The organism is Streptomyces sp. NBC_00358, assembly GCF_036099295.1.
GTDB lineage: Bacteria > Actinomycetota > Actinomycetes > Streptomycetales > Streptomycetaceae > Streptomyces.
In genome coordinates, this window is the sequence record NZ_CP107976.1 from 8,008,074 (window position 1) to 8,027,060 (window position 18,987).

The window sequence follows — 18,987 nt, forward strand, 5'->3', positions numbered from 1 at the left end:
TGGTGGGGTTAGCGCTGTTTCGGTGCGCCGAGGGCCGCGCACAGTGCGGCCACGTCGTCGGCGTTGTTGTAGTAGTGGAAGGAGAGGCGTACGACGTCACCGCGCGGGCTCACCGCGATGCCCCGGTCGGCGAGCCGGGCGGCAAGGGCGGGTGGATCGGCGGCGAGCAGCCCGATGTGGGCGCCGCGCCGCTCACGGGGCAGGGCGCGTACCCGGTGTCCCAGAGCGGTCAGGCGGTCGCCCGCCAGGTCGGTGAGGTCGTGTACATGCGCCCGGACCGCGTTCGGGTCCAGGGAACGGATCAGCCGCAGCCCGGCGTTGGCCGCGTAACAGGCGGGGATCGCGGGTGTGCCGGTCTCGAAGCGCGCCGCCGTGGGCGCGAAGTCCAGCCGCCTGGGGTCGAAGGCGAAGGGGTCGACGCGGCCGAACCAGCCGGTCAGCCGCGGTTCGCGGGGCATGCCCCCGGGTTCGCGTACGTACAGGAAGGCGAGCCCGGGAAGGCCGAGCAGGTACTTCGCGGTGCCGGCGACGAGGTAGTCGCACTCCAGCCGTCGTACGTCGACGGGTGCGACCCCGACGGCCTGGTAGGCGTCGACGAACACGTCGGCGCCCGCGTCGTGGGCGGCCCGGGCGATCCGCTCGGCGGGCAGCCGGTCGGCGTCCTGGTAGCCGATCAGCGGCACCGATACGAGCCGGGTGCGCTCGTCCGTCAACTCGGCGTATTCCTCCGCCTGTTCGGCGTGAACGACCTCGGCACCGCGCGGTCGCTGGGCGAGCCAGACGTGCGCGACGGAGGGGAACTCCAAAGTGGTGGTGACCACCTTGGGCCGGGCCGTCCACTCCAGGGCGGACGCCACCTGGTAGGCGCCGACGGAGGCGTTGGGCACCACCGCGATCTGGTCGGTCCGGGCGCCGACGAGCGCGGCGAACTGTACGCGCGCCAGCCGCACCTGCTCCTCGAACAGGGCCCAGGGCGCGCCGCCGTCCGCCATGTCGTCGAGCATCCGCGCCAGTGCCGTATCCAGGTCCGCCGAGCGGGCTCCGAGGCTGCAGCCGGCCAGGTGGACACGGCGCTCCAGGACGGGGAAGCGCTTGCGGAACGCGTCGGGTGCCGGTGAGAGGTCCGGGTTCACGCGGACTCCGCCTCGTGATAGCGCCCCATGGGGCCGGTCTGCGTCAACTCGGTGCGGACGGCCCACAGCCGGGGGAAGAACTTGTACTCGATCAGCCGGGCCAGGACGTCCACAGGAGTGCCCTGGGTGCCGACCACCTGGGTGCCGATGATGCGGGTGGTGACCTTGTAGTGCCGCACCCGCCACAGGGAGACCCGCTCGTCCCACTCCACGAGGGCCTCGGCCAGCCGGTGTTCGGCGCTGCCCTGGCGGTCGCGGTACAACTCGGCGAGTTCGACGCCCCGTTCGGCGATCAGCGTCGTGAACACGCTGTCGAGCAGGCGTCCGCACCGCTGCACCGAGCGCCAGCCGGGCGAGTCCGCGCCGGAGCCGTGGCCGAGCACGGTGCGAATCGTCTGGAAGTCCCACGGCGACAGATGGCGCATCATCTCCAGCTGCCCGGTGATCAGTTCGACGCCGAGGGAGGCCCGGCGCAGCAGGGCGACGGCGGCGTCCGGTTCGCCCGCCCGGATCCGCGCGGCGGCCTCCCCCAGTTCGGAACCCGCCAGCTTGAGCCACAGTTCGGTCGACTGGTGGACGACCTGGAAGAGCAACTCGTCGCGGTGGACGACGTCTTCGGGGCGTCTCTGGAGCGAGAGCAGGGCGTCCGTGCGCATGTAGCGCGCGTAGTCGTCCTTGCCTTCGCCGTCCAGGATCTGCTCGGAGTAGTCCCTCATCGCGACACCTCGGGTATGCGTACGGTCAACGGCTCGACGGGTTCGGCGCTCACCCGGAAGTGAGCGGCCGTGGCGGTCAGCGCGGTCTCCACCTCGGCGCTCGACGCGCCCCGGAAGCGGAACCGGCCGCCGACGTGTTCGTAGTAGGCGTCCGCGTCGGGCAGCACCTCGCCGGGACGCAGCAGCGCCTCGGCGTAGGGTCCGGGGCGGCGGCCGGTCATGGGGGTGGCCTCGGTGATCACGCAGGGGCGGGCGGCGGGCGCGGGCACCAGCAGCCAGCCGCCGACGGCCCGGCCTGTCGGACGGGGCGGCGTGACGGGGCGGCGCCCGAGCTGCAGGTCGAACGCGGCCCGCATCAGGTCGTAGCCGTGCACCTCGCGCCAGACGAAGGGGATCTCGGCGCCGCCGACCCGGGCGCCCACCTCCAGGAAGACGCAGTGCGTCCGCCCGCCCCGGCGCTCGACGAACAGCTCCAGGTGGAACGGTGTCGGACCGGTGGTCAGCGCCCGCAGGAAGGCGGTGGCCGCGGTGGTGACCGCCCGGTTGACCCGGGGATCGTCCTCCTCGACCGAACCGAGGAAGGTCCTGTCGTCGCGGAAGCCCAGGCAGCTGTTGACATAGCGGGAGGCGCGCAGACAGGTGGCCCTGCGGCCGTCGAAGACACCGTCGACGTGGTAGATCGGGTGCGGGTTGAACGCCTGGACGATCAGGGGCCGCCCGGCCGGGTCCGGCAGCGCGGCCAGGTCTTCGGGGCCCCGCAGGACGAGCACGCCGTCGCTGGAACCGCCGACGCGCGGTTTGACGACGAGCGGCCAGCCGGCGCGGCGCCCGAGGGCGAGCACCGAGTCGGCGTCGTCGACGACGCGGAACTCGGGCACCGGCAGGCCGGCCCGGTCGACCGCCCGGCACATCAGGTACTTGTCGCGGAACGCCACGAGTTCGGCGGTGCGCGGCCCCGGCAGGTTCCACTCCTCGCGCAGCCGGGCGCCGGTCATCAGATCGCCCTCCTTGAGCGCGACGACGCCCTGCGGCCGCCCGTGCCGGCGGGCCAGGGTGTGCACCGCGGCGCGTACGTCGGCGAGGTCCTCGGTGCTGGTGACGGTCACGGTGTCGGCCGCCGCCGCCGGGACGGCGTCCTGCCCGACACGGGTGCTCACATAGGTCACCCGGTGGGTGGCGTGGTCGAGATAGCGGGCGTATTCGGCGTACTGCTCCTTCCATCGGTTGACGACCACGACATGTGATCGTCCGTCGGCGTCCGGAGGGTGTCCGGTCATGCCGCAGGCTCCCTTCACGGGCTACGTGGGTGTACGGCGCCCAGGCACGGCTCTGGGCGGGGTGGGCTCAGGGCCGGGCGAATGCGGTGTGTGCCGCCTCGGGGTGGCGGGTCGTCGGGGCGGGGGTGACCCCGGCCCGCCGCCGGGCGGGTCAGGCGGGAACGGTGAAGACGCAGGTGCCTCGGGTGCCTGGGTTGGCGTAGGCCACGACGGCGCCGTCCTCGGGTCTGAGGGCGCGGACGAAGGCCCCGGCGTATCCCTCGGCGTCGACGAAGACGCCCCAGTTGGCCACCCAGTCCTGGGTGTCTCCGGTGTCCGCGTCCAGCACCGGCTCGCCGGCCGGGCGGACGCGTTCCTGCACCACGTGGTCGCCCGTGGTGCGGGTGGCGAGGGCCTCCTGCCACTGGGCGTCGGTGACCTCGTGGCCGACCACCGTGCCGACTCCGCCGTGGCCGACGCCCGGCTTGAGGACCAGATTCTCGCGATCGGTCCGGCAGCGCTCCAGCAACTCGGTGTGCTCATCTGCGGGTTGGCCGGCTCGGCTCAGCAGCCGGGTCCAGGGCATGACGCGGTCGACGACGGCGCGTTCCGTGTCGGAGAGCGTCCGGCGCACCCGCGGGTCGTGCAGCATCGCGAGGCTGCCCTTGCTGGCGAACATCGCCCCTTCGAGGGTCGTGTAGAACGCCGTACGGCCCGTCCGGTGGGCGGTGAGCAGCAGATCGAGGGTCGCGCGGGCCGCCGGATCGTCGACGATCTCGCTCGCGACGAAGTAGCGCAGGACGACGTCGAGCCGCGTCCCGTGCAGCGTGATCTTGCCGTTCTCCTCGCCCAGTTCGCCGATCTCGCCGAGGAGCAGCCGTACCCCGTGGCCGAGCATGGCCTCCTGGAGGGCGGCGAAGACGTGCCGGTACGCGGCGAGTCCGCCGTTGGCCTCGACGAGCGCGACGACCGGCTCGCCGCAGGTGACGGGCGCTGCCGCGCGCCGCAGCGAGGCGGCCACCCGGGCGACGGTGTCGACGTGGCCGAGCCGGTGCCGCTCCGCGAACTCCTTGAAAGCGGGCACCTGGAGGAAGGCTCGGTTGAGCTGCGCCGAGTCGGTGCCGCCGAGCTGGCTGCCGACGTTGAGTTCGAGGAGCCTGAAGGAGGTGCCGTCGTGGTAGGCGTCGGCCCTGGCGTGCACCGGCGGCTGCCCGGTCGCCCCGCGGGACATCAGCTCGGCGAGCCGTGGGTCCATTCCGAGGGCGGCGCAGTAGCGCAGCGGATCGCCGTCGTAGAGGCGGTCGGGCAGGGAGACGAGAAGGCCGAACAGGGCCTTCAGGTCATCGGCGAACGCCGTGATCTCGGATTCCGGGACGAACAGCGGCCGGTCGAGCAGCAACTTTCCGTAGGAGTCTCCATAGGTTTCCGGAAGGTGCAGTTCGCGTGCCGCGCGGCGCAGCGGCGAACCATGATCCTGACATTTCCCGACGTACTTCCTTGTCACGTCCCTGGACACCCGCGAAGCTCCCTCGAAACGGCGTGTGCGGTACCGGCCTGTCGGAACGAGGCGCATTGTCGGAACCTCGTCGGGCGCGACGAGTTTGCAGGAGTCCACACCGATATCTGGGAATTCTCAGCGTGATCACAAAGCCCCCGTACGGTCGATCTGGTCAAGCAGACGCAGTCAACTTGCAGCTGGGTGACAGGTCAATCATTTTGTCATCGCACTGCTGGGCGGAGGGGCGCATTCCTGCCCCTGCCGCGGGGCGGGCGCGTCACGCCGGCTCGCTTCCGCCACCTGCCCGGCGAGACAACGGCGGCGCGGAGGGCGGGGACGGCCCGTTACGCTGCCTTGACCTGGTTCTTGACTGAAATTCCGTCTACACGCATGCGGCTTCCCGGCCCGCGATCAGCCACTGCCGGCAGCTCGGCCCGAGAACGTCGGGGGCGAACTCGGTTGTCATCGAGGGGAGTCCACCGCCCACCAGGACGGTCGGGCCGACCGCGGGCGGATGCCCGTGCACCACGTCGTCGGCGACCTCGCCGGGGACGATGCCGCGGCGGAAGATGCCCGGACGGGTAAGGGGCCGTGCCGGGGAGTACGCACGATGATCGGCTCAGGCCCGTCCCGGGGGGAGCGCGAGGCGAAGACGGAGCGTCAGCGCCTGGCAACGGGGGCGTAGGACATCGCCGGCCCCGATTTGCCCAGGCAGGCCGGTGAGCGATGCGGCGTCGCCGAACGGCGGCGCCGCATCGCTCACGAGTCGAACGCGGGCAGAAGGCCGGCCGGGAAGACCTTGCGGTCGCGGACGGAGCCCGGGCCGGCCGGTGCGGGCCGTCAGCCGCCGACGGGGCCGGTGTAGGTGCCCGGGTGCGTGGCACCGTCCTGGAGCAGGAGGCTGCCACCGGGCCAGGCCAGGGTGGCCGAGGTGGTCTCGTTCGGCGGGGTGACGACGACCGAGGTGGCCTTGAACTCGGTGCCGCTGCCCTGGGTCCACGGCAGGAAGGTGATCGTGAACGTCGCGCTGCTGCCGGCGGGCAGGGTGACCTTCTTGGGCGCCACACTGCTGCGGGTCAGCGACCAGCTGCCGCTGGAGGACTTCAGGTCGACCCCGGGGAAGCCCTGGAGGGTGCACGCGGCGGACGTCTTGTTCTTGAGCACCACGGCCCCTCGCTGCTGGTCGTCCGAGCTGCTGACCTTGCCGTCGCCGGAGCCGAACGAGAAGCCCAGCCCGGCGGTGTGGCAGCGGGCGGCGCCGGTGCTGGTGCCCGTACCGCCGGTGCCCGAACTGCTGTCCGTGCCCTTGGTGGCACCCGCGTTCTCGGTCGCGGTACCGCTGGACGCGGTGGTCGCGGGCGAGGCGACGGGTGCGGACGACTGACCGTCCGAGGCGCTGCTGCTGCTGCTGCCGCCGCTGTCGCTCCCGCAGGCGGTGAGTGTCAGGGCCAGCGTGGACGTGGCGGCGAGTGCGGCGGCGGCGTGGAACAGTCGCATGGTGATTCTTCCCTGTTGCTTGTACGGGCGCCGGTGGGCTCCGTGTTGATCATTATTGTGTGAGGAGAGTCTCGACAGCCCGGTAACAGGAATGTCCTGGCCTGGCAGCAGCCCTCCACGACGGCATTCGGAGCACTCGCCGGCGGATCCGGATCAGCCGGCATCCCGTCCTGTCCATGGCGTAGTTCGGCCGCGCCCGGCGCGCATGCTGCAGCGTCGCGCGGGTCTCGGGACCGGGCACGCCGGTGGGGCCCCAGCACAGGACGGGCGTGCCCGGTGCCTACGAGCGGATACTCACCGCGCCGGCGTTCCACGGACGGCCCGAGGCGGTCTTCTGGTGGGAGCGCAGGGACGGCTCGTACCGGATCATCCGTGAAGCCATCGGGGTTCCGCCCGGAATCCGAGCCAGGGCGATGCGGTGGTGATCAAATCGTTGCCGTCCCGCCTACAACCGCGAACAACCCTTCTCTGTCCCACAGTTGGCCGTTGAGGATGATCCTCTGGCCGGTGCGCCCGCTCGCCCGGTTCAGGCCGCAGGGGAAAGGACAGGCTTGAGGATGAGGAAGGCAAGGATGGGCAGGACGGTGTGGAGCGCGGTGGCGGCCGGGGGAGCGGCGGTCGTGTTCACCGGGGTCGCGGCGGTGCCGGCCGGGGCGGCGGAGGGAGGGGTCTCCTTCACCCGGGTCGCGGTGAACGGCGGGAAGCCGATCGTCATCGGGGTCAAGGAGGAGGTCGAAGTGCCGGCGTCCTTCCGGATGACGACCAGGCTCAAATACGACTTCGGGCCGACGGTGCTTCCCTACCGGGGGAAGCTCGAGACGGGGGACAGGCTGTACAGCTCCGTCATCACCAGCGACTGCGAGGTCGTGGACAAGGCGAACGGAGTCTGCGACTTCAAGGAGTGGCTGTACGTCGACCCGCGGAGCCTTGACCTCGGAAACGAGGACGCCGGTACCTGGAAGACCGCCGCTCGGGTCTTTCTCCCCGGTGACGCCTACGACACGGACGACGTGAACCTCCCGTTGCAGGTCAAGCGGGCTACACGCGTCACGGTCAACGCCTCGCCGGAGCCGGTCGCGGCAGGGAAGACGATCACCGTGACCGGGCAGGTCACACGGGCGAACTGGGACACCCACAAGTACCAGGGGTACGCGGGCCGCACGGTGAGCCTGCAGTTCAAGGCGGCGGGCGCCTCCTCGTACACGACCGTCAAGAAGGCGACATCGAACAGCACCGGGTCGCTCAAGACCACGGTGAAGGCCGCCGGGCCGGGAACGTGGCGGTGGACGTACTACGGGAACTCCACCTCCGGGGCGAAGTCGTCGACCGGCGACTACGTCGCCGTGCGGTAGGCGACGCGCGCGGACCGCCTCCTCACACCCGTGCACGGGACATCCGCGGGTTGACGGCAACTCTCCAGCCGTACGACAGGGCCTCCCGTGCTCAAGCGCAGGGGGTGCCGTCGCCATGGCGACGGCACCCCAGCCTGTGTCAGGAGTGGTCGGTCACGTCGCCATTCGTGCGGTTGTCGATGTGGTCGCCGACAGGGCTGGCGCCGGCCCGGCAACCGGAGCAGCGCGCACCGGAGCTATGTCGATCAAGCACGGGTCACGCAGGGAGCGGGAGCGGTGCCGCCCTGCGGCGGCGGGTGCGTCAGCTCTGCGCGGTGTCGTCGCCCGCCTGCCCGGCGCCCTCAGACGCGCCTGCCTTCTCGCGCATCTTGCGCACCAGCTCCGCCTTCCGGTCGGCCGCACCCTGGCGGTCGAGGTTGCGGTGCGGACCGTTGTTCTGCCGTTCGGCGCGGGACAGCTTCTTGCGCTGGCCGCCGCCCATGCCCACGGGGTTGTTGATGTTCTTGCTCACGGTCACGGGTTCTCCCGGTAATGATGTGAAGTGATCTACGGATTCAGCGGTGGGGACGGGCGGCGCCGTCGAAGGAGGTCAGCGGGGGCCCGTCACGCTCTCACTCGTGAATCGGCGTCTGGAAGAATATGACAAAGACGTTACCCGGTTCCGTCGGCCCCGCACACCAACCCATTCGCCGTCCCGGCCTCGTCCGGATCTTCGGCGAGGGCCCGGGTCAGCCGTTTCCTTCCGGGAATCTCGGCACCTGCCGGCACCTGCCGACGGTCGCCGCCCGCGAGGGGTACGAATCGGGAGCTGGCGTGCAAGCCTGGCTGGGTCGACAGTGGGATGCGCGAAGGGTGCCCGACCGGTGAAACACCAGGTCAGGCGCCCCTTTCGTGCGCCTAGAAGAAGCCCAGCTTCTTCGGCGAGTGGGACACCAGGAGATTCTTCGTCTGCTGGCCGGTACAGGTGGCACGCGTCGCTGACCTGCGTAAAACGTGGCCACGTTGGAGCCTTCGGCCCGGGAATGGTCCGGATCTTGTCCTCGGCTAGACGAGCCTGGTCATCTGCCGACGGCGCACCCCCTCGGCCCGTGGACAGTTCCGAGCGGATGTGCTGGCCCGCCCAGGGCTACGGCGAGGTGGGCAGGTGCGGGGAGCGGAGTACGAGGAGGGTGATCTCGCGGGCGCCGCGGGGGCCGGACCGGGCCAGTCGGGTCCGAAGGGCTCGGTCCCTCGCCCAGTTCGTCCTCCGCGTTCTCCTCCCAGAACTCCGCGAGCGCCTCGTCGGCGTCGTGGTCACCTGGGTAGGACGTCTCCTGCGGTTGCAACTCCCAGTCCGCCGGGCCGCCTTGACTGCCACCGACGTCCACGAGGACCGGCAGCGGCCCGGCCCGGGTGGCCTGTCCGCCCAGAGCGCTCCAGTTTCCGGGCGCGCCGGACTTGCCGGAGTGTCACAGCCGGGGCTTGACCGACGGGTCGTCCGCCGAGGCCTCGATCAGTCTCCCGGGCGGGAGCCGCAGGCCCAGGGAACGGCGGCTCGGGTCGGTCGCCGGTGTGGGCAGCGGATCGGGAAGAGTCGCCATATCGGTGACTGTAGGGGCAGGCACTGACAGCGGACTCTCGTCCACCTCGCTTGCGAAGCATTCCCTCCCGCCGCCCGTCGCGGGCAGGAAGCAGGCCTGGACTACGGTTCCCGGGCGGGTCGCGGTCATGGGGGTGTGGACGTAGGTGTCCGCCTCGGCACGGTTGTTCACCCGGGCGACGCGGCCCCGCAGTTCGACCCCGTCGCCGATCCGCGTACCCCACATCCGTGCCCAACTGGTCCCGCACACCCTGCTGTACCGCAGTTGCACCGAGGCTCCCGTGGAGGTGAGGTGCTCGGTCAGGGTCTCGGGCGCGGCGCCGCACGTCGTGACCGCCGGATCTCTGCCCTCGCAGTCGGTGTCCCGGCAGCTCGGGCCGGTGGCGGACGGGGACGCCGACGGCCGTGCCGGATCGCTCCGGTGGGGGACGAGGAGAAGGCTGAGCAGGACCGCCCCGAACACCAGGGCGGAAACCGCCGCGAGGACCGCCGCGGCCGTCGCCTCCCGTTGGCCGGAGGACGGGGATGCTTCAGGCGTAGGCGTAGGCGTAGGCGTAGGCGTAGGCGCAGGGGTGGGACCAGGAGTCGGGGGCGGGGCGGTGAGCTGTGGTTGTGCCGGCTCCTTCGGCCCGCTGTTCTCCGACCTCGCGATCTCCCACAGCGCCAGACACCGGCTGTTCGGTTCCCCGGCGAGGCGGCACAGCTCCTGTATCGCCGGGCGCGGTGGCAGCGTCCTGCCCTTGAGGTAACGCTCCCAGGACGACTTGCTGAACGTGGTCTTCGCCGCGAGCCCCGCCAGACTCAGGCCGGTGCGGTCCTTCAATTCCCTGAGTCCGGCGGCCAGTCTGGCATTCTCCGGTGACGGCTCGGGCCTGGTCATCCGCGCAGGGCCTGCCAGGTGCGCGGTCCGACCATGCCGTCCACGTCCAGACCGGCGCGCTTCTGCATGGCCTTCACCGCTCGCTGTGTCAGCGGACCGAACATCCCGTCGATGCCGCCCGGTGAGATGCCCGCCCGGCGCAGCAGGCACTGCGCCTCGGCCACGTCGGAACCGGCGCCGCCGTAGGCGAGTTCGGCGTCCCGGGTGCGGCTGATGCCCGCGTACCAGAGACCGTCGATCTGCTGGATCCTGCACGTGTACACGAGCGGTGCGGACGCCGAGGCGGCGGCCGGGACGGGGGAAGTCACCGTCGGTCCGTTCTCGTGGGCGTTGAGACGCAGGACGAGCAGGACGGTCGAGGTGACGGCCAGTACCAGGGCGACCGCTCCCGCCACGAGCGCGATGCGCAGCGAACGACCGAGGGAAGGCTTGGGGACGGCTCTTGTCGCCAAGGTGTCCGACACCACCGGAAACCCGGGTTGCGCCGGCTCCTCCGGCGAAGGCGAAGGCGCTGGAGTCGGCGTGGGTGCACGGCCGCCGTTCCAGGTGTCGGCGGCGACCTCGTGCAGCGCGAGCAGCCGGACCGGATCGACGCCGCCGATCCGGGCGAGCGCCTCCACGGCTTCCCGGGGCGGGAGCGACCTGCCGCCCAGATATCGCTCCCACGACTTCTGGCTGTACCCCGTCTTCGCCGCCAGTTGGAGCATGTTCAGCTCGCTGTGATCCTTCAGCCGGCGTAGCTGCGTCACCAACTGCCGCACGCGCGGGTCCAGTTCGGCGGGCAGCGCTTTGCGGCGCGGCATGTTCCCCCCAGATGCGGTCATGACCATGATCAGCGGTCCCCCGCTTCGTCGCATTCTGCATGAGCAGTACGACGTCTGCCACAGCCGTCCCGCCGAACCGTCCCCGTGGATGGCGTTCGCGCAGGTCAGCGGGTGATGTGTCCCAGGTGACCGTCACTTGGGCAGAGGCTGTGGCGGCCGTCGCCGACCGCCCCGCACTATCGAGTCGTCACCTGCTCCTCCGTCGGGCCAGGTGCTCACCCACGATCCGAAAGAGGAACACATGCGATCGCACGTCCTGGCCAGGACCATCGTCAGCCTCACCGCCGTCGCCGGCATCGCGGCCGGGAGCCTGGCGGCCGCGGGCACCAGCTTCGCGGCGTCCGCGCCGGCCGCCCAGTCGGCGGTGACCTCTCAGTCCGCTGCCGCCACGACGACCAACCTCGGCCTGTCCACCGCGGAGGCCAAGAAGGTCCAGACCTGGCTGAAGCAGTACTGGAGCTACACCGACGACATCGACGGAAAGCTCGGCACCAACAGCTGGAAGGCGTTCCAGCGCGAACTCAAGCAGTACTGGGGCTACACCGGCGACATCGACGGCATCGTCGGCACCAACACGATCAAGGCGCTTCAGCGCCAACTGGCGAACAGCTGGGGCTACACCGGCGACATCGACGGCATCGCCGGATCCGGGACCCAGGACGCGTTCGAGCGGTTCGCCAACGGCGGCTGACCGAGCGGCTGCGGCCCGTCCTCCCTTCCGGGCGGACGGGCCGCAGCCTGTCGTCTCAGGGACGCTCGGGCGTCCGGATGAAGCACACTACCCCGCCGAGTTCAAAGCAGATGCGGTCGCGTTGTACCGGTCTCGTCCTGGAGCGACGGTCAAGTCGGTCGCCGCTGATCTCGGAGTGAACACCGAGACGCTGCGGAACTGGATCCGGGCCGCCGACGGACGCAGGTCCGGCGCCCACTCCACACCTGCGGTGGCGCCGCGGCCTGGTGATGACACGGTTCAGAGTGAATCGCTGCTGACGTGTCGAAACGAAATCAGATGACATTAAAACCGGGGTGTTCTTTCGACTTCGGTTCGGATACCGGCCCGGACGGTCCGCCTTGGATGCGGTGGGGAAACGGCTCGCGGCCGATGGAAGGCACTTGTGAAGCTGCAGGAAATCGCCCGGCGATATCCTCGCGTGTTCGCGCACTGGCGCCTTGCCCCAACAGTGAGCGCCGTACTGGTTTGATGATCAGGACGACAAGAGCTATGTAACGGGAGACTGTTGAGCAAGGTTCTGTGATGGCCGAGGGGTGAAATCCCCCTCCGCTACTCGGCGACGCGCTGGTGAACTACTGCCAGTTCGTTGAGGACTATTAGCACTGGTTCGCGTCAAGCGGCTCTGCGACATCCTGGGCATCGCCCGATCGAGTTTCTACCCTGACCCGAGCCGCATAGACGTGTTCAAATCCGGGGTCAAGGCCCGCCGCCGATTTTCCTGTTTCCAAGACAGCAGAATTCGGCCATTTATGTCGCACGGCATTGTGCGTATGGGGGCGGGCTGTCACCGGCGTGCGCGGAATGGAAATTCGATCATGATATTCGACTTCCTCGACTCCGTTGTCGAGCGCGGTAGACGTCGGCTCGCAAATGTGCCACTACGGAACGAAACGCCAACTTCGCCATGATTTACCGACCCCGGCCCGAAGGGGGCGTCTGCTGGCGTGTGAAATCTTCCATGACCGGCAAATCCGGCGCCACTGACAATCCGTAGATCCATTGAAGAGGATATTTCGTACCCATGAGAAACACAGTTATTTCACCTGCCGATACATTCCATGTCCGGAATCGCCACAGGATCGGGGTTTTCCTCGCTACTGCGGCGGTCCTTTCGACGGCCACTCTGCTCGGTGCCGGTCCGGCGGTGGCCGCGCCGGCGGCGATCAAGCTGACCTCCGCCTCCTGTCCCGCCGAGATCCTGCAGGGTCAGTCGAGCGGCTGCGTCACCGAGCTGCAGAACCTGCTCAACGCCCACGGCGCCGGGCTGACGGTGGACGGCAGCTTCGGCGCCGCCACCTTGTACGCGGTCCGCGAGTACCAGGCCTCCGTCGCGATCGCCGTGGACGGACGGGTGGGCCCCGGCACCAAGGTCAAGCTCTACGCCACCGGCGGCTCGGCGCCCGCGCCGATCAACCTCCTGTCCTCCTCGTGCCCGGCGAACGTCGTCCAGGGCAACAAGAGCGGCTGCGTCACCGAACTGCAGCGGCTGCTCCGCCACTTCGGCTACAGCGTCGACGCGGACGGTGAGTTCGGGGCGGGCACCCTGGCGGCGGTGAAGTCCTTCCAGTCCGGGCACGGCCTGACGGCCGACGGCCAGGTCGGGCCGAGCACCAAGGCCGAGCTCTACAACACCGACGAGTCCGGGTCGACGGCTCTGGACCTGCGCTCGGCGGCCTGCCCGACGACCATCACGGAGGACCAGAGCGGCGGTTGCGTCCTGACCCTGCAGGCCCTGCTCAACGGTCAGGGACAACACGTGGCCGTCGACGGCCAGTTCGGCGCCGAGACCTTCGTGGCCGTGCAGGCGTTCCAGACCGCGCACGGCCTGGAGCCCGACGGCGACGTCGGCCCGAACACCAAGGCCGCCCTGTACGCCAACATCAGCGGTGGCGGCGGCAACGGCGCCCCGTCGCCGATCAACCTGACCTCGGCGTCCTGCCCGAACGAGATCATCAAGGGCCAGAAGAGCGGCTGTGTCACCGAACTGCAGAGCCTGCTCAACCACCATGGCGCCGACCTCGCCGTGGACGGCGAGTTCGGGGCGATGACCGACGCCGCGGTGCGGGACTTCCAGTCCGAGAAAGGCCTCACGGTCGACGGCAGGGTCGGGCCGGGCACCAAGGCGGCCCTGTACGGGGCGGTCACCCCGCCGGCCACGACCCCGCCCGGCGGCGGCTACAGCAAGATGCTCGACGTGGCCGCGGCCGAGGTCGGCACGCTCCAGGGCAGCGCCCGGGCGAACAGCTACGGCTCCGCCGTGGGCTTGTCCAAGTCTACGAACGACTATGCCTGGTGCGCGACCTTCGTGAGCTGGGTGGCCAAGCAGACGGGGGCCACCACCTTCAACGACACCTACGTCTCGGGCTGGGTCAACAAGGCACGGGCCGGTCAGCGGCACCTCTCGGTGACGACCGACCCGCAGCCCGGCGACATCGTGGCCTATGACTGGAACGGCGGCAGTAACTTCAACGACGGGAACGAGCACATCGGCATCGTGCGCACGGTGAGCGGCGGCTCCAGCTTCACCGCCGTCGAGGGCAACACCAGCGATCCCAACGGCAACGGGCCGGACGGTGTCTACATCAAGAACCGCACCACGGCTTCGACCTACGACGTGGTCTTCATCCGCGTCCGCTGACCGGGTACCGGACCGAGGCGCCGTTTCCTCCGGGCACCTGATCCCGTGGCACCAGCAGACGGTCGCCCCGTCGACACGACGCCGGCCCGTGATCCGTCCGGCACGACCGGACGGATCACGGCCTGGGCCTGTTCCAGGTTCAGATCATCGGTTTCTGGATTTGCCGATGTGCGGCAGCCTGGGCCTGGTGGTTGTCGAGGATGGCGCGTGGTGATGTCTCGGATGCCGAGTGGGAGTTGGTCGAGCCGTTCTTGCCGGTGGGTGAGCGTGGCCCGATCCCTGACCTGCGGCGGCAGTTCAACGGTGCGATGTGGCGGTTCAGGGCCGGGAGCCCCTGGCGTGACGTGCCGGAGGAGTACGGCTCCTGGTCGACCGTCTACGGCGCGTTCCAGCGCTGGGCGGTGGCCGGGACCTTCCGGATGCTGATAGACGGGATGATCGCCGAGGCCGCGGCCCGCGGGCAGGCGGATCTCGACCTGGTCAGCGTGGATTCCATGGTTTCGCGCGCTCATCATCACGCGGCCGGGATGGTGCTCGACCCCGAACTCCTCAAGGACCTGGAGAAGGCCGTCGCCGAGGGAAAGGGGCTCCTCGAAAGGGGCAAAGCGCCCCGATAGTCCCGCTTGGAGAGGAGGACGACCAGGCGGCGCGCGAGGAACGCCGCCGAACACGCCGACGTCACAAAGCCCGGCTCCGCGCGGCCGAACTGGGTCGCTCGCGCGGTGGTCTGACCACCAAGACCCACCTCGCGGCCGACCGCCGGTGCCGGCCGCTGTCGTTCGTCGTCACCCCGGGTCAGGCCGCCGACAGCCCCCGCTTCATCCCGGTGCTGGAGGGCGTCAGGGTTCGCGGACCGGCCGGCCGCCCGCGCACCCGGCCCGGCGCGGTCGCCGCCGACGAGGCGTACTCCTCCCGCGCGAACCGCGCCTAACTGCGGCGACGCCGCATCCGCAGTGTCATCCCGGAGAAGGTCGACCAGGCAGCCAACCGCAAGAAGAAAGGCTCGCGCGGTGGCCGCCCGGTCGGGCATGATCCCGACCTGCACAAGGACCGCAACACCGTCGAACGTAGAGGACTCGATGCGACGGTGGGAGGTGCCCGATGTCCCACCGCAGGACGTGTGAACCGCGCCTTGGCCGGAAATGCCCCGGAATAGCTGGTCAGGGGGGATAGAAGTGGGAGATATCGGGAGGAACCTTGTATCTCACTCCACGGCCCGGACGTGGGCCAGGAAGGGCACCTGACAGGTGAAGTACCTGTTCAGGCGCCCTTCTTCTGTCTCTAGAAGAACCCCAGCTTCTTCGGTGAGTAGCTCACCAGCAGGTTCTTCGTCTGCTGGTAGTGCTCCAGCATCATCTTGTGGTTCTCGCGGCCGATGCCGGACTGCTTGTATCCGCCGAAGGCGGCATGCGCCGGATACGCGTGGTAGCAGTTCGTCCACACCCGTCCGGCCTGGATGGCACGGCCCGCCCGGTAGGCGGTGTTGATGTCCCGCGTCCACACGCCGGCTCCGAGCCCGTACAGCGTGTCGTTCGCGAGCTTGATGGCGTCGTCGAAGTCGTCGAACGAGGTCACCGCGACGACCGGGCCGAAGATCTCCTCCTGGAAGATCCGCATGCGGTTGTCGCCTTCGAAGATCGTCGGCTGGACGTAGTAGCCGCCCTTCAACTCCCCGTCGTGCTCGATCCGCTCACCGCCGGTGAGTACCTTGGCGCCTTCCTGCCGGCCGATGTCCAGATAGGAGAGGATCTTCTCCAACTGGTCGTTGGACGCCTGGGCGCCGATCATCGTGTCGGTGTCGAGCGGGTGGCCGGGCTTGATGAGCTCGGTGCGGGCGACCGCCGCCTCCATGAACTCGCGGTAGTTGCCTCGCTGGATGAGGGCGCGCGACGGGCAGGTGCACACCTCGCCCTGGTTGAGCGCGAACATCGTGAAGCCTTCGAGCGCCTTGTCGCGGAAGTCGTCGTTCTGGGCCCATACGTCGTCGAAGAAGATGTTCGGGGACTTGCCGCCGAGCTCCAGCGTGACCGGCTTGATGTTCTCCGAGGCGTACTGCATGATCAGCCGCCCCGTGGTGGTCTCACCCGTGAACGCGACCTTCGCCACCCGCGGGCTGGACGCCAGAGGCTTGCCCGCCTCCACTCCGAAGCCGTTGACGATGTTCACCACACCCGGCGGGATCAGGTCCGAGATCAGGCTCATCAAGTAGTGGATGGACGCCGGTGTCTGCTCGGCCGGCTTGATGACGACCGCGTTGCCCGCCGCCATTGCCGGGGCCAGCTTCCACACCGCCATCAGGATGGGGAAGTTCCACGGAATGATCTGCGCGACCACGCCCAGCGGCTCGTGGAAGTGATACGCGACGGTGTCGTCGTCCACCTCGCTGAGCGCGCCTTCCTGAGCACGGATCGCCCCCGCGAAATAGCGGAAGTGGTCGATCGCGAGCGGGATGTCGGCCGCCAGGGTCTCGCGGACCGGCTTGCCGTTCTCCCAGGTCTCGGCGACCGCCAGCTTCTCCAGGTTCGCCTCCATCCGGTCGGCGATCTTGAGCAGGATGTCGGCGCGCGCGGTCACGGAGGTACGTCCCCAGGCGGGCGCCGCCGCGTGTGCCGCGTCCAGCGCGCGCTCCACGTCCTCGGCGGTGCCTCGCGCGACCTCCGTGAACGGCTGCCCGTTCAACGGGCTCGGGTTCTCGAAGTACTGTCCGCGAGCCGGCGCGACATACTCTCCGCCGATGAAGTGGTCGTACCGCGCCTGGTAGGAGACGATCGCGCCCTCGCTGCCGGGCGCCGCGTAACGGGTCATGCTGGTTGCCTCCCGGAGAAGCGCTGCCCGCCGTTGGGCAGCTCTCGCCGCGAGGCTAGGAACCACGACGTTGCAACGACGTTGCGCGGCCCCGGAACCACCGCCCCCACCCCGCGGGCAGGGGTACGCCCACCCGGCAGGTGGGGCCGTGCCTGTTCCGCGGCTGAGGCCGGGCCGTGCCGCGGGTGGGACTGGGCTGCGCCCCAGGGAGGCAGCGCGCCGGTTCGCCAGGTGGGGCCGGGCCGCGCCGCGGGGAGGCAGCGCGCCGGTTCGGCAGGTGAGGTCGGGCCGCTCCGCGGGTGGAGATGCGCCTGTTGCGGAGAGCGGAGTCCCTGCCGCTTTCGCGGGTGGAATCTGGGCCCTTTCGAGGGTGGGGTTGGGCCGCAGGTGGGGCCGGGTCGCGTCGCAGGGTAGGGACGCGTCTGTTGCGCGAAGCAGAGTGCCTGCCGCCTCTGCAGGTGGAGCCATGGCTCTTCCGCGGGTGGGCGCGCGTCCAATCCGCAGGCGGAGCCGCGCTCGTTCCGCGGTGCTCGTTCCGCGGGTGGGGCCGCGCCCCGCCGCAGGGGAAACGTGGCCGTTCTGTGGGTGGGGCGCGCCGCGCCGCAGGGGAAACGTGGCCGTTCCGTGGGTGGGGTCGCGCCTAGTCGCAGCGAGGAAACGTGGCCGTTCCGCGAGTGGGCCGCGCCGCGCCGCAGCGTGGAGCCATCCGTTTCGTTCAGCGAGGCGGCGGTCGCATGCGGCCGGCTCGTGCGGAGGGAGCCCAGCCCGCCGGTGCTGCCTGCTCGGACTCCAGCTCCGCCAGGCGCGCGTGTACGGCCGCGGCCGGGCGCAGCGCGGAGAGCGCCCGCCAGACGTCGAGGTCGTCCTCGCCCCATGGCGCGCGGGCCCAGTCGGCCAGCAGATCGGGGTCCCGCCGGGCGATGATCGCCGACCGCAGCCCGTCGGCGAGCCTTCGCCGCAACCGCACCACCGCCGGCGCCGTCGAACCGGGCAGCAGCGGACCCGCGTACACCGCCGCGGCCGCGGTCACCGCGCCGGTCCCAAGCCGCCGCTCCACCACCGCCACATCGGACTCGACCGGCCGGGTGAGCCGGTACGGACGCGAACCCAGCAGGCCCGGACCGAGGATTCTGCGCAGCCGTGCCAGTTCGGCGCGCAGCGTCACCGGCGTCACCGACTCGTCCTCGTACAGCGCGCACTGCAACTCGTCGCCCGTCAGGCCCTCCGGATGCCGGGCCAGCAGGACCAGGATCTCGCTGTGCCTGCGGCTGAGCCGGATCTTCCGTCCGTCCGCGACGAGTTGGGCCTCGTCACGCCCCAGCGCCGTCAGTTCGAGGGAGCCCGACATCGTCTGCGGCGGTGCGAGCAGCGCCAGTTGAGCCTCGGCGGCCCGCGCCACCGCCTGTACGAAGCCGAGGCTGTGCGGATGTGCGAGTCCGTCCCCGCCGGTGATGTCGACCGCGCCGAGCACCCGCCCGGTACGCGGATCGTGCACGGGAGCCGCCGCGCAGGTCCAGGGCTGCACACGCCGGATGAAATGCTCGGCGGCGAACACCTGCACCGGACGGTCCACGGCGACCGCCGTACCCGGCGCGTTCGTTCCGACAGCCGTCTCCGACCACCGCGCGCCCGGAACGAAGTTCATCCGTCCGGCCTGCCGACGCGTCGCCGGATGGCCCTCGACCCACAAGAGCCTGCCCTGCGCGTCGCACACCGCCAGAAGGTGCTCCCCGTCCGCCGCGAACGTTCCCATGAGCTCCCGGAACAGCGGCATCACACGGGCGAGCGGGTGTTCCGCCCGATAGGAACCGAGCTCCCCGTCCATGAGCTCCACCCTCGCGGTGCCCTCCGGAACGACGCCCGCCCGCGCCGAACGCCGCCATGACTCCGCCACCACGGAACGCACCGGCCGCGGCACCGTCCCGGCCACGGTGAACGACTCGTACGCGCGGCGCAGCAGCCGGACCCGCTCGGCGGGATCGGCCCCCTGTTCCAGGGCCACCCAAGGATCGGTCAACTCGGCCTCCCGGAAGGCGATGCGACTGGGTCCATCGTCACTCCCGGTACGGGCTCCGA

The 18,987-nt window shown here is 70.2% G+C and carries 15 protein-coding genes and 2 pseudogenes; 7 read left to right on the top strand and 10 right to left on the bottom strand.

Features of this window, described 5'->3' with window-relative positions; genetic code table 11:
• Positions 1-8: 8 nt before the first annotated feature.
• The 5 genes from OHT01_RS34275 to OHT01_RS34295 form a co-directional block, all read right to left on the bottom strand.
• Positions 9-1,133, bottom strand: coding sequence for an aminotransferase class V-fold PLP-dependent enzyme (locus OHT01_RS34275; RefSeq protein ID WP_328556986.1), 1,125 nt, complete (start codon positions 1,131-1,133; stop codon positions 9-11).
• Complete coding sequence (locus tag OHT01_RS34280) at positions 1,130-1,849, bottom strand: tryptophan 2,3-dioxygenase family protein (RefSeq protein WP_328556987.1); 720 nt, start codon at positions 1,847-1,849, stop codon at positions 1,130-1,132. The genes OHT01_RS34275 and OHT01_RS34280 overlap by 4 nt, the downstream gene beginning before the upstream one ends.
• Positions 1,846-3,126 (bottom strand): ATP-grasp domain-containing protein, encoded by a 1,281-nt coding sequence (locus OHT01_RS34285; protein ID WP_328556988.1) that lies wholly within the window; start codon positions 3,124-3,126, stop codon positions 1,846-1,848. Before OHT01_RS34285 ends, OHT01_RS34280 begins: the two co-directional genes overlap by 4 nt.
• Before the next feature lie 151 nt (positions 3,127-3,277).
• Entirely contained in the window at positions 3,278-4,621 is a 1,344-nt protein-coding gene (locus OHT01_RS34290; protein WP_328556989.1) for a hypothetical protein, read from the bottom strand.
• Between the two features lie 822 nt (positions 4,622-5,443).
• A complete protein-coding gene (locus OHT01_RS34295) occupies positions 5,444-6,100 on the bottom strand; it encodes a DUF4232 domain-containing protein (RefSeq protein ID WP_328556990.1) in 657 nt (218 codons plus the stop codon).
• 269 nt (positions 6,101-6,369) lie between these two features.
• Between OHT01_RS34295 and OHT01_RS34300 the strand changes: the two genes are divergently transcribed.
• Together OHT01_RS34300 and OHT01_RS34305 are read left to right on the top strand one after the other, a co-directional pair.
• Positions 6,370-6,525 (top strand): hypothetical protein, encoded by a 156-nt coding sequence (locus OHT01_RS34300; RefSeq protein WP_328556991.1) that lies wholly within the window; start codon positions 6,370-6,372, stop codon positions 6,523-6,525.
• Between the two features lie 132 nt (positions 6,526-6,657).
• Positions 6,658-7,452 carry a hypothetical protein gene (locus OHT01_RS34305; protein ID WP_443043479.1) on the top strand — a complete coding sequence of 265 codons (795 nt, stop codon included), beginning with the start codon at positions 6,658-6,660 and terminating at the stop codon, positions 7,450-7,452.
• A gap of 301 nt (positions 7,453-7,753) precedes the next feature.
• Here the strand turns inward: OHT01_RS34305 and OHT01_RS34310 are convergent, their stop codons facing one another.
• From OHT01_RS34310 to OHT01_RS34320, 3 genes are all read right to left on the bottom strand, one after another.
• On the bottom strand, positions 7,754-7,969 hold the full coding sequence (locus tag OHT01_RS34310) for a DUF6243 family protein (protein ID WP_328556992.1): 216 nt from the start codon (positions 7,967-7,969) through the stop codon (positions 7,754-7,756).
• Positions 7,970-8,900: 931 nt separating this feature from the next.
• Positions 8,901-9,911 carry a helix-turn-helix domain-containing protein gene (locus tag OHT01_RS34315; protein ID WP_328556993.1) on the bottom strand — a complete coding sequence of 337 codons (1,011 nt, stop codon included), beginning with the start codon at positions 9,909-9,911 and terminating at the stop codon, positions 8,901-8,903.
• Positions 9,908-10,735, bottom strand: coding sequence for a peptidoglycan-binding protein (locus tag OHT01_RS34320; protein WP_328556994.1), 828 nt, complete (start codon positions 10,733-10,735; stop codon positions 9,908-9,910). Before OHT01_RS34320 ends, OHT01_RS34315 begins: the two co-directional genes overlap by 4 nt.
• Before the next feature lie 241 nt (positions 10,736-10,976).
• Here OHT01_RS34320 and OHT01_RS34325 point away from each other — a divergent pair, with 241 nt between their 5' ends.
• The 5 genes and pseudogenes from OHT01_RS34325 to OHT01_RS40240 all read left to right on the top strand — a co-directional run.
• Positions 10,977-11,426 carry a peptidoglycan-binding domain-containing protein gene (locus OHT01_RS34325; protein WP_328556995.1) on the top strand — a complete coding sequence of 150 codons (450 nt, stop codon included), beginning with the start codon at positions 10,977-10,979 and terminating at the stop codon, positions 11,424-11,426.
• A 97-nt stretch (positions 11,427-11,523) separates the two neighbouring features.
• A pseudogene (locus OHT01_RS40230) lies at positions 11,524-11,748 on the top strand (transposase); the annotation flags it as partial.
• A gap of 864 nt (positions 11,749-12,612) precedes the next feature.
• A complete protein-coding gene (locus OHT01_RS34335) occupies positions 12,613-14,106 on the top strand; it encodes a peptidoglycan-binding protein (RefSeq protein ID WP_328556996.1) in 1,494 nt (497 codons plus the stop codon).
• Between the two features lie 200 nt (positions 14,107-14,306).
• Positions 14,307-14,723 carry a transposase gene (locus OHT01_RS40235; protein ID WP_443043480.1) on the top strand — a complete coding sequence of 139 codons (417 nt, stop codon included), beginning with the start codon at positions 14,307-14,309 and terminating at the stop codon, positions 14,721-14,723.
• Between the two features lie 32 nt (positions 14,724-14,755).
• Positions 14,756-15,175, top strand: a pseudogene (locus OHT01_RS40240) (transposase); the annotation flags it as partial.
• Between the two features lie 212 nt (positions 15,176-15,387).
• Here OHT01_RS40240 and exaC read toward each other — a convergent pair.
• Both exaC and OHT01_RS34350 read right to left on the bottom strand, forming a co-directional pair.
• The gene (gene exaC / locus OHT01_RS34345) at positions 15,388-16,911 is read right to left on the bottom strand and encodes an acetaldehyde dehydrogenase ExaC (RefSeq protein WP_328556997.1); all 1,524 of its coding nucleotides are present in this window, start codon (positions 16,909-16,911) and stop codon (positions 15,388-15,390) included.
• Positions 16,912-17,626: 715 nt separating this feature from the next.
• A complete protein-coding gene (locus OHT01_RS34350; RefSeq protein ID WP_328556998.1) occupies positions 17,627-18,928 on the bottom strand; it encodes a GAF domain-containing protein in 1,302 nt (433 codons plus the stop codon).
• Positions 18,929-18,987 lie beyond the last annotated feature (59 nt).

What these genes read in the sequence shown, in the direction of transcription:
- OHT01_RS34280 (WP_328556987.1), bottom strand. Translation starts at nt 1,849, where the DNA reads ATGAGGGACTACTCCGAGCAGATCCTGGACGGCGAAGGCAAGGACGAC.
- OHT01_RS34285 (WP_328556988.1), bottom strand. Translation starts at nt 3,126, where the DNA reads ATGACCGGACACCCTCCGGACGCCGACGGACGATCACATGTCGTGGTC.
- OHT01_RS34295 (WP_328556990.1), bottom strand. Translation starts at nt 6,100, where the DNA reads ATGCGACTGTTCCACGCCGCCGCCGCACTCGCCGCCACGTCCACGCTG.
- OHT01_RS34305 (WP_443043479.1), top strand. Translation starts at nt 6,658, where the DNA reads ATGAGGAAGGCAAGGATGGGCAGGACGGTGTGGAGCGCGGTGGCGGCC.
- OHT01_RS34315 (WP_328556993.1), bottom strand. Translation starts at nt 9,911, where the DNA reads ATGACCAGGCCCGAGCCGTCACCGGAGAATGCCAGACTGGCCGCCGGA.
- OHT01_RS34320 (WP_328556994.1), bottom strand. Translation starts at nt 10,735, where the DNA reads ATGACCGCATCTGGGGGGAACATGCCGCGCCGCAAAGCGCTGCCCGCC.
- OHT01_RS34325 (WP_328556995.1), top strand. Translation starts at nt 10,977, where the DNA reads ATGCGATCGCACGTCCTGGCCAGGACCATCGTCAGCCTCACCGCCGTC.
- OHT01_RS40235 (WP_443043480.1), top strand. Translation starts at nt 14,307, where the DNA reads ATGGCGCGTGGTGATGTCTCGGATGCCGAGTGGGAGTTGGTCGAGCCG.
- exaC (WP_328556997.1), bottom strand. Translation starts at nt 16,911, where the DNA reads ATGACCCGTTACGCGGCGCCCGGCAGCGAGGGCGCGATCGTCTCCTAC.